The following is a 13,648-nucleotide window of genomic DNA, read 5'->3' on the forward strand; positions in this document are numbered from 1 at the left end:
CGTGACGCTCGCAGGTGGGCACGCCCCGCTAGTCTCGAGGCCGCCGGGCACAGCGGGTGCCGCGGACCGCGGACGTGCGAATCGGGGTTACCGCGCAGCCGGCTGTCAGACGCCCTCGAGTCGAGCGGACGACGGGCGTAGATACACGAACCAGGTGATGACGAAGCAGATCGCGTAGAAGGCGATGAAGGCGATGTAGGCCGCATCCGCGGTCTTGTAAGCGAGGAACGACTGCCGGAAGGCCAGATTGACGAGGACTCCGCCGAACGCGCCGATGGCACCGGCGACGCCGATGAGCGCGCCGGAGAGGCGCCGTGCCTCGTGCTCCGCCGTCCGGTCGTGTGGCTCGGCCGCGCCGAGGGTGGTCGACCGCACACCGCACCTGGCCCGGAAGATCGCCGGGATCATCTTGTACGTCGAGCCGTTGCCGACGCCGCTGAACACGAAGAGCGCGATGAAGCCGACCAGGTACAACGGCAGCGAGTGTCGCTGGGAGGCGAGCAGGACGATCGACGCGCCGACCGCCATCGCCACGAAGTTCACGAAGGTGACCCGGGCCCCGCCGAGCCGGTCGGCCAGGACACCGCCCACGGGACGGATGAGCGAGCCGAGCAGCGGTCCGAGGAACGTCAGGTATGCGGCCTTCACCGGGGTGTCGAAGGTGTCGGCGAACTGCACCTGAAGCACCTGGCCGAAGGCGAACCCGAAGCCGATGAACGACCCGAACGTGCCGATGTAGAGCAGCGACATGATCCAGGTGTGCGGTTCGCGGGCGACGTCGCGCATGGCCCGTTTCTCGTTGCGGGCGTGGCTGAGGTTGTCCATGAACAGCGCGGACCCGAGTGCGGCCAGCACGATCGCCGGGAGGTAGATGCCCGCGACGACGCCGGGACTGTCCGCTCCCAGGACCGCCAGCACGAACAGGCCGACGAGCTGGACCGCGGCGACGCCGAGGTTGCCGCCGCCGGCGTTGATGCCGAGCGCCCAGCCCTTGAGCCGGTCCGGGTAGTAGGCGTTGATGTTCGCCATCGAGGAGGCGAAGTTCCCGCCGCCGACGCCGGCCAGCGCGGCGATGAGCATCAGCGTCGAGTACGAGACGCCGGGCTGGATCAGGAGAGCGCCGAGCAGGCTCGGGATCAGCAGCAGCGACGCGCTGATGATCGTCCAGTTGCGGCCGCCGAACCGGGCCACGGCGAGGGTGTACGGGATGCGCAGTACCGACCCGACCAGTGCGGGCACGGCGGTGAGCAGGAATTTCCCGGCCGGGTCGATGCCGTACTGCGGCCCGAGGAACAGCACCAGTACCGACCACATCGTCCAGATGGAGAAGCCGATGTGTTCGGAGTAGATGGAGAAGATCAGGTTGCGTCGGGCGATGCGAGATCCCCGGCGTTCCCAGAAGATCGGGTCCTCTGGCCGCCAGTCGTCGATCCAGTGTCCGCGAAGGGTCAGGCTGCGCCGCTCCTGCTCGATGCTGCCGGGCACGGCCGTGGTCATGGTTCCTCCCAGTGAGAGTCGTCGGTCGGCTCGACACCTTGATCGATTCGCTCCTCAGGCGGGCGGCAGGCCCACCACCAGTCGTCCGTCGGCGTCGACACGGACCGGGTACACCGTGAGTGGGGACTGTCCGCTGGTCGAACAGCCGGTCGCCAGCTCGAAGGTGTTCTGGTGCAGAGGGCAGACGACGACCTCCGTATCCACCAGGCCGTCCGCGAGCGGCCCGCCGGCGTGCGGGCAGACCGCGGACACGGCGCGCAGGCTGCCGTCACGCAGCCGGAAGACGGCGATCATGTCGGTCCCCACGGCGTAGGCACGTCCCTCTCCGTGGGGGATCTCGTCGACCGGCCCGAGCCGGTGTTCCACGGCGACGAGCCTGGCCATCACGCCCGCCTCGCGGCTGCCGGATCGGCGCCGTTGACCGGCACCCGGGGCAGGACCGTCAACGGCAGGGAGGTACGGAACTGCCCTGGGGTGACCGGTTCGCGCCGTTCCAGCCACGGGTCGCGGTAGGCGGCGACGGAGGCGTCCATGGTCGCGTCGAGCCGCGCCGCGATGCCGTCGCTGTCGTCGACGACCACGGCTCGGATGTGGTCGATGCCGAGCCGGGGCACCCACGCGTACGTGCGCTCCAGCCAGTTCGCGCTCTCCCGGTAGTACTGGAGGAACCGGCCGGTCAGCGTGATGACCTCGTCGGGCGAGTCGACGACGGCGAGCAGGTCCCCCTTGCGTACGTGGGCGCCGGCGGCCCCGCCGACGTAGATCTCCCACTTTCCGCCGTCGATGGCGACAACACCAAGGTCCTTGACGTACGCCTCGGCGCAGTTACGGGGGCAGCCGGTGACGGCGAGCTTCATCTTGCCGGGGCCTTCGATGCCCTTGAACCGGTCCTCGATCGCGATGCCGAGAGCGGTGGAGTCGCCGACCCCGAAGCGGCAGAAGTCGGAGCCGACGCAGGTCTTCACCGTCCGGAAGCTCTTGCCGTAGGCGTACCCGGACGGCATGTCGAGGTCCGCCCACACCCCGGGCAGGTCCTCCTTGCGGATGCCGAGCAGGTCGAGGCGCTGGCCACCGGTGATCTTGACCAGCGGTACGGAGTACTTCTCGGCCACCTCGGCGATCCGCCTGAGCTGCGCCGGCGTGGTCACGCCGCCCTTGATCTGGGGGACGACCGAGAAGGTGCCGTCCCGCTGGATGTTGGCGTGCACCCGGTCGTTGATGAAGCGGGCGTCGCGTTCGTCGACGTACTCGTCGCCCCACATCATCTTCAACAGCGAGGCCAAGCCCATCTTGCTCTTCGCGTCCTCCGCGCCGCCGGGCACGAGGGTGGCGAACACCGCGGAGACGGATTTCAGGCCGCGTTCGCGGATCACCGCCATCAGCTCCGCCTTGGGCATCGGCACACCGGGGACGTACCAGCTCGCGGCCGGGTCGTCCTCGACCTTGCCGTCAGCGGCCCACTCGACGATCTGGGCGACCAGGCCCTTGCACGACCCGCAGCCCTTGCCGGCACGGGTGGCGTCCATGACACCGCTGAGCGTCTTCACGCCGCCCTGCACGGTGCCGACCAGCGCCCGCTTGGTGACGCCGTTGCAGTTGCACACCTGCACGTCGTCGCCGAGTTCCGCGGCACTCACCTCGGCCGACGGTGCGCCGAGGTCGAACAACATCTCGACCCGCTCCTTCGGCAGGGCGAGCCCACGGTCGAAGGCCTGCATGAGGAACGCGACCTTCCGCACGTCGCCGAGGAGAGTCGCGCCGACGAGCCGGTCGTCGCGGATGATGATGCTCTTGTAGACGCCCTTGCCCGGCTCGGCGAAGATCACCGTCTCGTCGTCGTCGCGTTCCGCCTCCTTCAGGCCCATCGACGCGACGTCCACGCCCGCCACCTTGAGCTTCGTGGCCAGTCGAGAGCCGTGGTACGCCGCGTCCGGGTTCGTTCCGGTGATGTGGTCGGCGAGCACCCGGGCCTGCTCCCACAGCGGAGCCACCAGGCCGTACGTCTCGCCGCGGTGCTGGGCGCACTCGCCGACCGAGTAGATGTCGACCTCGTCCTGCACGCGCATCTGGTCGTCCACGACGATGCCCCGCTCCACCGGCAGCCCGCTGGTCGCGGCCAACTCGGCGTTCGCCCGGATGCCGGCGGCCACGACGACGACGTCACAGGCGATGGTCCGGCCGTCCTTGAGTTTGACCCCGGTCACGGCGCGCTTGCCGAGCACCTCGGTGGTGTGCGCGCCGAGGACGACCTCGATGCCGAGTCGCTCGATGCTGCGCCGCAGGATGGCGCCCGCCTGGGCGTCCAACTGGGCGTTCATCAGATGGCCGGCGGCGTGCACCAGGGTCACGTGGGGCAGGTGATTCTGCAGGCCACGCGCGGCCTCCAGACCGAGCAGGCCGCCGCCGATCACCACCGCGCGCTCGTGCTCGCGGGCGTACCGGACCATGTTGCGGGTGTCGTCGATGGTGCGGAACGCGAACACGCCCTGGTGGTAGCCACGTCCGGGGCGGTGGATGCCGGGGATCGGCGGAACGAACGCCCGACTGCCGGTGGCGATGATCAGCTTGTCGTACGGCGTCTCGGTGCCGTCGTCCGCGTAGATCCGTCGGGCGAAGCGGTCGATGCGGGTGACCCGGGTGCCGGCGTGCAGGGTGATGCCGTTCTCGGCGTACCAGGACATGTCGTTGAGGAAGATGCCCGCCTCGTCGTCGGCCCCGGCGAGCACGTTGGAGAGCAGGATGCGGTTGTAGTTGCCGTACGGCTCCTCGCCGAACATCGTGATGGCGAACTGGTCGCGCCCGCCGCGTTCGAGGATCTCCTCGACCGTGCGGGCGCCGGCCATCCCGTTGCCCACCACGACGAGGCGTCGGCGCTGGTCGACGGCGTCCATCAGACCTCGACCAGACCCAGGTCGACGATCACGGTGCCGGACACCCCGGCGGGCGCCGCCACGTGCACCTCGATACCGGTGCCGGAGTCGAGGTCCTCGACCACCCGCAGTGGCACGTGGACGTCGGACCTGGCGCCGATCGGGAAGTACCGCATCGGCTGGCCGTCGCGCATGAGCAGGACACAGATCAGCTCAGCGCTGGAGTTGCCGCCGCGGAAGTAGACCGGCTGGGCCACGACGCCGCCCGGCACCACGTAGCTGAGCGTGCCGTCGACGAGGGCGGGCCGGTCGAGACCCTTGCCCTCGAAGCTGTAGACGCCTTGCAGGAAACGGGGAGTGGTGTGCACAGCAGTGCCCCCTTTGATCATTGAGACGCCGGGTTGGGCGGTCGGGTGGTCAGCAGGTCGGTGTCGTCCGGGCCGCCTGCGCGCGCGATCGACACCGCGCAGGCCTTGAAGGCCGGCATCCGCGAATGGCGGTCCAGCGCCGGGTCGGTCAGCGCGTTCACGGCGGAGCTGCCGCCCCAGTGGAACGGGGCGAAGATGGTGTCGCGGCGGATGCCGTTGGTGAGGCGCGCCCGGAAGAAGGCCCGCCCGCGTCGGCTGCGCAGTTCCACCACGTCGTTGTCGGCGATGCCGTGCCGGCGGGCGAGGTCCGGGTGCAGCTCCGCCCGGGCGTCGGGCAGCGCCATCGTCAGGGCGCCGACCCGGCGGGTCTGGTTGCCGCTCTGGTACTGCTGCATGTTGCGGCCGGTGGTCAACACATACGGGTAGTCGGCGTCGGGCAGTTCCGCCGGATCGCGGTGCTCCACCCGGAAGAACCTCGCCCGCCCGTCGGCGGTCGGGAACCGGTCGGTGAACAGCCGCGGCGTACCGGGATGGTCCTCGCTCGGGCACGGCCAGAAGACCCCCTGCTCTGCGTCGATGCGTTCGTAGGTGATTCCGGCGTAGTCGGCTGTCCCGCCGGCGCTGGCGCGGCGCAACTCGTCGAAGACGCGGCGCGGATCGTCGTCGAAGTAGCGGCCGCGGCCGAGCCGGTCGGCGAGGTCGGCGAGCATCCGCAGGTCGGTGCGGACCTGCGGCGGCGGTGCCATGACCCGCTTACGGCGGATGACGCGCCCCTCCAGATTCGTCATCGTGCCGTCCTCCTCCGCCCACTGCGTCGTGGGCAGCACCACGTCGGCCATGGCGGCGGTCTCGGAGAGGAAGATGTCGGAGACGACGAGCAGGTCCAGCGCCCGCAACCGGTCCAGCACCCGGTTGACGTGCGGCGCCGACACGGCGATGTTGCTGGCGAGCACGAGCAGCACGCGTACCCCGTCGTCGGTCCCGAGCCGGTCAAGCATCTCCCAGGCCGACCGGCCCGGCCGGGGCAGCTCGTCCGGGTCGACACCCCAGACGGCCGCGACGTGGGCGCGCGCCGCGGGGTCGTCCAGGCGCCGGTAGCCGGGCAGTTGGTCGGCCTTCTGCCCGTGCTCGCGCCCACCCTGCCCGTTGCCCTGCCCGGTGATCGTGCCGTAGCCGGAGAAGGGCCGTCCGGGCAGTCCCAGGGCGAGGGCGAGATTGAGGTACGCCTGCGCCGTGTCGGTGCCGTTGCTGTGCTGCTCGGCGCCGCGGGCGGTGAGTACCATCGCCGACGTGGCGGCCGCCAGCAGCCGTACCGTCTCCCGCAGGTCCCGTTCCGGTACGCCGGTCATCCGCTCCACCCGGTCCGGCCAGTACGCCGCCACGGTGGCCCGGACCGCGTCGAAGCCGCTCGTGCGGTCGCGCACGTACGTCTCGTCGACCAGGCCCTCGCGAATCGCGATGTGCAGCAGCCCGTTCGCCAGTGCGAGGTCGGTGCCCGGCAGTGGCTGCAGGTGAAGGTGGGCTCCCGCCACGGTGGTCGTACGACGGGGGTCGACGACGATGTGCCGTGCGCCGGCGGCCCGTCCGGCGTCGATGTACTGCATGGACGGCGGCAGCGCGTCGGCCGGATTGGCGCCGACCAGCAGCACGGCCTGCGCCTGCGCGATGTCGGCCAGGGGGAACGGCAGGCCACGGTCGATCCCGAGGGAGCGGTTCGCAGCGGTCGCCGCGGACGACATGCAGAACCGGCCGTTGTAGTCGATCGACGCCGACCCCAGCGCCACCCGGACGAACTTGCCCAGCGCGTACGCCTTCTCGTTGGTCAGCCCGCCGCCCCCGAAGGCCCCGACGCTGTCGGGGCCGTACCGGTGTTGGCCGGTACGGATGGCGTCGACGACACGGTCGAGGGCCTCGTCCCAGTCTGCCGGTCGCAACGGGCTGGTGCGATCGCCGGGATCCTTGCGAACGAGAGGGCTCAGCAGCCGGTCACCGTGGCCGAGAAGGTCGGCAGCCGTCCATCCCTTGGCGCACAGACCGCCCTTGTTGACCGGGAAGTCGGTGGGCGCCAGCAGAGGCGGCCCGTCGCTGATCGTCAGGGATACCCCGCACTGCATGGCGCAGTAGGGGCAGTGCGTATCGATCGCAGACGATGCGCTCACCCGTCCGATGCTTGCCCGGCACTGTTTCCGATCCATACCGGGGCCGTAACGCTCTGCGACCCTCGGGCCGCGTCACGCACCTGCCGGCCGGGCGGCCGAGATCCGCTGCCTGAACACTTTCCCGCCGGATCGGCAATGTCAGGGTGGAGCGCGGACTTTGCCGAGGAGGGCCATGGCTTCGGATGCGGATTTGATAGGCCGGTCGCTGGGTGGCGATGTCGACGCCTTCGTAGAGGTGGTCGAGCGTCATGAGGCCGCCGTCGGTTCGTACCTCGTCCGCCGGGTGGGGCGGGACGCGGCCGAAGACCTCCTGGGCGAGGTGTGGGTTGCGGCGTTCGAGTCGCGGCGATCGTACGACCGGTCGTACAACGACGCGCGGCCGTGGCTGTACGGGGTGGCATTGAACCGCCTGCGGCGCTACTGGCGGTCCCGGCCGGCCGAGGACCTGGTCGCGGACGTGCCGGACGTGACTGACGGATGGGATCCGTGGTCGGCGGTGGACCTCGGCGTGGACGCGCGGGCGGTGCTCCGGTCGGCCCTGACGCGGCTCAAGCCCGAAGAGCGGGAGGTGCTCAGGCTCGTCGCCTGGGAGGACCTGACCGCAGCCGACGCCGCGCGGGCACTCGGCATACCGGCCGGCACCGCGCGACGGCTCCTGAGCCAGGCCAGGACGGCACTGCGAGACGCCCCGGGGGTGTCCGCGCTTCTGAAGGACCGCAACAGCGCGAAGGAGAGACACCGATGACCGACGAGCTGGATCTGGTCGGTGCGTTGGGCAACGCGGAACCACTGAGCCCCGAGGCGTATCAGCGGGCGCGGGCGGTGCTGCGGGCGGCTATGGCCGATTCCGGGACCGTGCGGATGGTGGGCGCGATATCGGCGGGGGACACGACTATGGAGGCGACGTCAACCATGGAAACGACGACAAGCACGCGGGACCACGAGTCCAGCCCGGCCCTTCAGCGCCGCCGCCGGATCGGCATCGCGGGCCGCTGGGGCATCGGCGCCGGGGTGGGGGTTGTCGCCGCGGCGGCGGTCGTCGCTGTCGTGCTCAACTCGTCGGCGACCGGGGGCATCGAGGCCAGCAAGGACTCGTCGGCCGCCACCACCTCGGGCCCGACCACTGTCGACGAGTCGGCCGAGCGCGCGCCGCTGATGACCCTGGCCGGGTCCATCAAGACGGTCACCCCAACGGAGGGCGACGCGTGGCTGGTGAAGGCGACGCAGGTGCACGGCACCAGGACCATGCAGGTCGTCTACACGTTGTACACCGACGGGCACGCAATCTACACGGGCAACAGCGTCAAGGACATCAAGCGTGCGATCGCCCGTCACCAGGACCAGATGAAGGACGGCGGCTACGCTCCGCTCCTCAAGGCGGCCGTCGCCGCGGCGGACAGCAGCCCGGCCGACGGCCGTACCCAGATGCTCAAGGCAGCCGAGGATCCGCTGGTGGGCCTCGACCCCGCAGCACAGAAGGCGGTGTGGGACAAGCAGCAGGCGGACGTCCAGGTGATCATCAAGCAGAAGGGCGGCAACGCCAAGCCGAAGCCGTACAGCCCCGAGGCCGTCGAGCGGCACTTCGACAACGCCCTGTGGACGTTCAGCACCGAAGCGCTGTCCGCCGGCGACGGGAACACACAGGTCCGGGCCGGCGTGCTGCGTCTGCTGTCCACCATCTCCGCGGTCGACGTCAAGAACTCGACCACGCACGGCAGGGCCACGCTGACGATCACCGCCGGTCCCGAGGTGTTCGGCGGCGAGGGCAGCGAGGTGCTGACCATCGACGCCACGACCGGCATGCTGGTCAAGGACGTCTCCACGGTGCCGGGCCTCCCGGGGGCCTCCACGACGTACGAATCCTCCCGCGTGTCGAAGGCCGACCTGTAGACCGGGAACTCTCACTTACCAGCATTTCGTCCGACGCTCGACGACGGTGCGGGCCGCCTCAGAGGCGGCCCGTACCGTCGTTTCGTCTGGGACGGATCGCGTTGACTCGACCACGGGCCGTAGTTAGGGTTTACACCCTTCGTCCACTTCGGAGCGCGCCACCACCACGCCGCCAAGGAGGACCAATTGCGACTGCGACAGCCAAGGTCACGTCCCGGACCGAGTCGGAAGAGTAGAGGGGCCGTGGCCCTGACCCTGGGGGCACTCATGTCGGTTCCGATCGGTGCGACACCCTCGTACGCTGCCGAGCAGCGGCTCGATGAGGGGCTGGTGCACCACTTCGCGCTCGACGAGACCAGTGGTACGACATTGGTCAACTCGGGTAGCGCGGGCTCGGCGGCGAACGCCACCCTGGTGAATCCCGGGAAGGCGAGCCTGACCGGGGACGGGGTCAGGTTCAACCCCGACTCCTACCAGGGCGCCCTCGACGGCGCGTACGTGGCGCTGCCGAGCGACATCACCGCCGGCATGTCCAACCTCACCGTCGACTACGACGTGTGGATCGACCCGGCGAACGTCGGCGAGCACCAGATGTGGAGCTTCGGCCGCAAGTCCGGCTCGTGCGACGCCGACACCGGTGCCGAGGGCTCGATCTTCGCGTCGAACACCCAACGGTTCCGCGTCGCGGTGGGTCCGGCGAACCTGCAACAGAACCGGGTCCGCATGCGGGAAGGGGCGTGGACGCATGTCACGTACACCCAGTCGCTGAACCCGGACGGAACGAGCTGGACCGGCCGGCTCTACCTCGACGGAGTACCGCACGCGACGTCGACGAACCTGACCACGCCACCGTCGGTGAGCTCCGCCGGAACCAACTGCAACTTCCTCGGTCGCTCCCAGACGTCGAGTCACTACTCGTTCCGCGGGACGATCCGGGACTTCCGGGTCTACGACCGGGCACTGAGTCCCGACGAGACGCTCACCCGGGCGGAGAGGACCGTCTCCGAGGGCGTCCGCGCCGACGCCGCCGCCATCGACCTCGGCCTGACCAGCGCGGTCGTACACGACATCGTGCTGCCCAAGGTGGGCTCCGTGGCGGGTTCGGCCATCACCTGGACGAGTTCGGACCCCTCGGTCGTCGAGGTCCACACCCCGCCGGCTGTCGCCAGCGCCCGCAAGGTCGCGGTGACCGGCACGATCAAGCGGCCCGCGCAGGGGCAACCCGACGCGACAGCCACGCTCACGGCGACCGTCCGCAAGGGTGCCCAGGAGGTCACCACGCGGGAGATCCCCGTCGTGGTCAAAGCCGAGTTCGACGACGCGCAGGCGGTCGACCGCGACACCGTCGACCTGACCCTGCCGGGCACCGACGACGTACGCGGGAACCTGAACCTCGCCGCCAAGGGGGAGTTCGGCTCGACGATCACCTGGAGGTCGACCACCAGACTCGTCACGCCGACGGGTGAGGTGACCCGCCCGTCATTCGGCCACGAGGACGTCACCGGCACCCTGACAGCGACCATCACCAAGGGTACGGCCTCGCGGACCAGGTCGTTCCCGGTGACCATCACCGCCATGCCCCGTTCCGAGGAGTACGAGCGGTACTTCATGGGGTACTTCAAGGGCGAGGGAATCGCCGACGGTGAGCAGATCATGTTCGCCACGTCCAACGGAAACACCGCTCTGGACTGGACCGGGTTGACCGGCGGCCGGCCGTCACTCATCTCGCAGCTGGGCGACCAGGGCCTTCGTGACCCGCACATCGTCCGTTCCCCCGACGGCGACACGTTCTACATGATCGCCACCGACCTCAACTGGTACGACCAGGGTGGATACGCCATCAACGACACCCAGTACATCGAGGTGTTCGAGTCGCACGACCTGGTGAACTGGACCCCGCAGCGGCACGTGAAGGTCGCGCCCGACAACGCGGGCAACGCCTTCGCCCCGGAGTCGCTGTGGGTCGAGGAGATCGGCGCCTACGTCGTGTTCTGGGCCCAGTCACTCTGGAACGACCCGGTGAACCGCACCGGCCAGGGCAACGCGCAGATGTGGTACGCCACGACGCGGGACTTCACGACGTTCTCCGCACCCCAGGTCTGGCAGGACCCCGCGCCGCTGTCGCGGATCGACACCACCGCGATCCGGGTCGGCGACCACTACTACCGGGTGACCAAGAACGAGGCCGGCAACCAGGGCTCGGACATCTTCTCCGAGAAGCACACCGACTTCCTGGACAGCAACCTCGACAACTGGACGATGGTCGCGCCGGCGCTGGGGCGCACGACGTGGGTCGCCAACCAGGGGTACGAGGGACCGGTCATCTTCAAGGCGAACCCCGGGGACACCTCCTGCCCCGGCCAGTTCTACCTCTGGGGCGACCGGTACACGAACGGCGGCGGATACCAGGCCGCGTGCCACGAGAACATCGAGGCCCCGACGTGGAACGCCAAGGCGATCACGATGACCAACGCGGGTGTCGTCCGTCCGCGGCACGGAACCGTCATCCCACTGACCGTCCGCGAGTGGAACGCCATCCGCGGGATCCCGAACAACGACGTCACGACCACCACCGAGGTGGCTGTCACGCCGTACGCGAGTAAGGCCCAGACGACCGAGGCCACCGCGACGGTCACGGCGGCCGACGGGTTCGAGACCGGCGGTCAGGTGCGGTTCAGCATCGGCTCGTGGTCGACGCTCGCCCACCTCGAGGACGGCGCGGCCACCGTCACGCTTCCGGCAGGTCTGCCGGCGGGCACCCGGGCGCTCAAGGCCGAGTACCTCGGCTTCGGCTACCTGAAGGCGTCGGAGGGTACGGCGTCGTTCGAGGTGCCCTCCGGACCGGCCGCCGTCAAGGTCAAGGCGAAAGCCACGCCGGCGTCGGTTGTTCGCGGGGAGACGTTCAGGTTGGCCGTGACCGTCGAGCCGGCGGGCGGACCGAAGCACCACGCTCCGACCCCGACCGGCGAGGTCACCGTCACCTTCGGCGGTACCAAGCAGGTCGTACCGCTGGTGGATGGTGCGGCGGTCGTCGAACTGCGGACCGCCGACCTGCGTCCCGGGACCTACCAGGTCCACGTCGCCTACTCCGGTAACCCGACCTACCGGCCGCACGCCGCCGACTACCAGAAGTTGCGGGTGCGCTAACCGGAACCGGCGCCCCGGGACGTGCGGGCACGGGCCACAGCGGCAGGCGGGCGAGATCCGTTGATCTCGCCCGCCCGCCGTGGTCGCCGACCGCCGTGTCAGCCCGGCGACCGGGTACGCCTATGGCAGCAACCACGGTGCGGGGTACGGCACCGACGCTCCCTCGGTCGAGAAGGCCCATCCGCCCGCCGGCGCGCTCTGCAGCTTGACGACGACGTTCGCGATGTACGCCGAGCTGACCGGGGTGAAGTCGACGTCGTTGTACCAGGTTCTCCCGTTCGGGGCGCAGAAGTCCGACACGTTGTCGGTGTAGGGCACCACCACACCGTTCTGGTAGGTGACGACCATCTGGACCCGGACACACTCGCCGGACGCGTTGTTGATGAAGATGCGTCCGAGCAGCCGAGGCGCCCAGGCGCCGTTGACCAGATCCCACTCCAGCCGGCCGTCGGCCTTGGGATCTCCGGAGATGTTGCCCAGATCTTCGTCGCCGAAGTCGAAGTGCCGTTCGGTGATGGAGAACCGGTCGGTCCGCTGTACCGCGGCCTGCGCCGGGCTCGCGGCGATCAGCCCGAGTGCGCACACCACGGGCAGTACCAGGAGCCGGGTCGCCGTCCTGCTGAAACGCATGTCTTCCTCCTTGGTCGCGCCGCGGCCTCTGCGGCGTTGACATCGAGTCTCGGCAGGGGCGTCAGGGTCACGTCACGATCCGCTCCGGGTGGCGGCTCGGAGCCGGCGCACCATGACGCCACCCTGAGGTCCGACCGGAGCATGGGCGATGAACGGCCCGACCGGGTCGACGGGAGCGAGGTAGCGACATGCGCACGATGGACATCGCACGACGGACGGGGGCGGGCGCGGTCGCCGTCGTGCTGGGTACGGCGGCCGGGGCGGCCGCACCGGACCGGCCCGCCCACGCGGGCGGGCTCGCACCGGTACGCGTCGAGGAGGTCAGCGAGAACGACGCGAGCGTGACGAAGGTCGTCACCGCGAGTTGCCCGGGGAGGCTATCCGTCTTCGCGGCGGGCGCTCGGATCGTGGACGGGAACGGCGGTGTCGTGCTGACCGCGATGGAACCCGACGCGGAACTGACCTCGGTGACCGTCACCGCGACAGCCCGGACGGGGCACGCGAGCGCGTGGTCGGTGGTGGCCTATGCCACGTGCGACTGGTCGATGAGCCCACCGGTGCGGACGACGGCCACCGTCGGATCGGCGTCGACGGTGGAGGTGAGCTGCCCCGGCGACACGCGGCTGGTCGGCACCGGCTTCCGTGTCGAAGGGGCGGTGGACCAGACGTACGTTGACGAGGTCGCGTTCGGTCCCGGGCTGCGGACGGTGCGGGTGCACACGGGCGGCACCGCCGAGCCGGCTGCCCTCACCGCCGTCGGGGTCTGCAAGGAGCCCACGCAACCGACCGGACCGCCCGGCGTCCGCGTCGAGGCCGCCACCGGGTACGACGGCGCCTGGCCGAAGACGGTCGGCACCGCGCCTGCCGGTCCGGACGCCCACGTGTACGGCGTCGGCGCCAGCGTGACGGGCGCGGGACCGTTCTTCCTCAACGCGCTCGTTCCCAGCGCGAACCTCCGCCAGGCGGGCGCCGAGGCCGTCCGGGCGAGCCAGTTGCCGGGGCCGGCCGCCGCCCGGGCCGACGCCGCGGGGGACGGTGCGGGCTCGCTCGCCGTGTCCGCCGCGGAGATGGCCGCCTTCCACTGACC

10 protein-coding genes are annotated in these 13,648 nt (G+C 70.1%); 4 read left to right on the plus strand and 6 right to left on the minus strand.

All coding sequences use genetic code 11. The features are described 5' to 3' along the window. Positions 1 to 105 precede the first annotated feature (105 nt). From AC3EN4_RS06680 to AC3EN4_RS06700, 5 genes are read right to left on the minus strand one after another with little or no spacing between them, the layout of a single operon-like run. Complete coding sequence (locus AC3EN4_RS06680) at positions 106 to 1,497, minus strand: nitrate/nitrite transporter (protein WP_435205035.1); 1,392 nt, start codon at positions 1,495 to 1,497, stop codon at positions 106 to 108. A 54-nt stretch (positions 1,498 to 1,551) separates the two neighbouring features. Continuing rightward, positions 1,552 to 1,881, minus strand: a complete 330-nt coding sequence (locus AC3EN4_RS06685) for a Rieske (2Fe-2S) protein (protein ID WP_435205036.1) — start codon at positions 1,879 to 1,881, stop codon at positions 1,552 to 1,554. Then, positions 1,881 to 4,388, minus strand: coding sequence for a nitrite reductase large subunit NirB (gene nirB / locus AC3EN4_RS06690; protein WP_435205037.1), 2,508 nt, complete (start codon positions 4,386 to 4,388; stop codon positions 1,881 to 1,883). Before nirB ends, AC3EN4_RS06685 begins: the two co-directional genes overlap by 1 nt. Beyond that, positions 4,388 to 4,735 carry a molybdopterin oxidoreductase gene (locus AC3EN4_RS06695; protein WP_435205038.1) on the minus strand — a complete coding sequence of 116 codons (348 nt, stop codon included), beginning with the start codon at positions 4,733 to 4,735 and terminating at the stop codon, positions 4,388 to 4,390. Before AC3EN4_RS06695 ends, nirB begins: the two co-directional genes overlap by 1 nt. 17 nt (positions 4,736 to 4,752) lie before the next feature. Further along, the gene (locus AC3EN4_RS06700) at positions 4,753 to 6,894 is read right to left on the minus strand and encodes a molybdopterin oxidoreductase family protein (protein ID WP_435205039.1); all 2,142 of its coding nucleotides are present in this window, start codon (positions 6,892 to 6,894) and stop codon (positions 4,753 to 4,755) included. Between the two features lie 157 nt (positions 6,895 to 7,051). Here AC3EN4_RS06700 and AC3EN4_RS06705 point away from each other — a divergent pair, with 157 nt between their 5' ends. The 3 genes from AC3EN4_RS06705 to AC3EN4_RS06715 all read left to right on the plus strand — a co-directional run bounded on the left by AC3EN4_RS06705 (position 7,052) and on the right by AC3EN4_RS06715 (position 11,931). Further along, positions 7,052 to 7,639 (plus strand): RNA polymerase sigma factor, encoded by a 588-nt coding sequence (locus tag AC3EN4_RS06705; RefSeq protein ID WP_435205040.1) that lies wholly within the window; start codon positions 7,052 to 7,054, stop codon positions 7,637 to 7,639. Then, entirely contained in the window at positions 7,636 to 8,784 is a 1,149-nt protein-coding gene (locus AC3EN4_RS06710; protein ID WP_435205041.1) for a hypothetical protein, read from the plus strand. The genes AC3EN4_RS06705 and AC3EN4_RS06710 overlap by 4 nt, the downstream gene beginning before the upstream one ends. Positions 8,785 to 9,051: 267 nt before the next feature. Continuing rightward, a complete protein-coding gene (locus AC3EN4_RS06715; RefSeq protein WP_435205042.1) occupies positions 9,052 to 11,931 on the plus strand; it encodes an immunoglobulin-like domain-containing protein in 2,880 nt (959 codons plus the stop codon). Between the two features lie 120 nt (positions 11,932 to 12,051). On the opposite strand, the gene AC3EN4_RS06720 is transcribed toward AC3EN4_RS06715, so the two are convergent. Further along, entirely contained in the window at positions 12,052 to 12,561 is a 510-nt protein-coding gene (locus AC3EN4_RS06720) for a hypothetical protein (RefSeq protein ID WP_435205043.1), read from the minus strand. A 188-nt stretch (positions 12,562 to 12,749) separates the two neighbouring features. On the opposite strand from AC3EN4_RS06720, the gene AC3EN4_RS06725 reads away from it, so the two are divergent. Beyond that, entirely contained in the window at positions 12,750 to 13,646 is an 897-nt protein-coding gene (locus AC3EN4_RS06725) for a hypothetical protein (RefSeq protein WP_435205044.1), read from the plus strand. The last annotated feature ends 2 nt before the right edge of the window (positions 13,647 to 13,648 follow it).

The organism is Micromonospora sp. bgisy143, from assembly GCF_057708145.1.

Excerpts from the sequence above, each read along its gene's own strand:
- AC3EN4_RS06680 (WP_435205035.1), bottom strand. The coding sequence starts at position 1,497 with ATGACCACGGCCGTGCCCGGCAGCATCGAGCAGGAGCGGCGCAGCCTG.
- AC3EN4_RS06685 (WP_435205036.1), bottom strand. The coding sequence starts at position 1,881 with ATGGCCAGGCTCGTCGCCGTGGAACACCGGCTCGGGCCGGTCGACGAG.
- nirB (WP_435205037.1), bottom strand. The coding sequence starts at position 4,388 with ATGGACGCCGTCGACCAGCGCCGACGCCTCGTCGTGGTGGGCAACGGG.
- AC3EN4_RS06710 (WP_435205041.1), top strand. The coding sequence starts at position 7,636 with ATGACCGACGAGCTGGATCTGGTCGGTGCGTTGGGCAACGCGGAACCA.
- AC3EN4_RS06715 (WP_435205042.1), top strand. The coding sequence starts at position 9,052 with ATGTCGGTTCCGATCGGTGCGACACCCTCGTACGCTGCCGAGCAGCGG.
- AC3EN4_RS06720 (WP_435205043.1), bottom strand. The coding sequence starts at position 12,561 with ATGCGTTTCAGCAGGACGGCGACCCGGCTCCTGGTACTGCCCGTGGTG.
- AC3EN4_RS06725 (WP_435205044.1), top strand. The coding sequence starts at position 12,750 with ATGCGCACGATGGACATCGCACGACGGACGGGGGCGGGCGCGGTCGCC.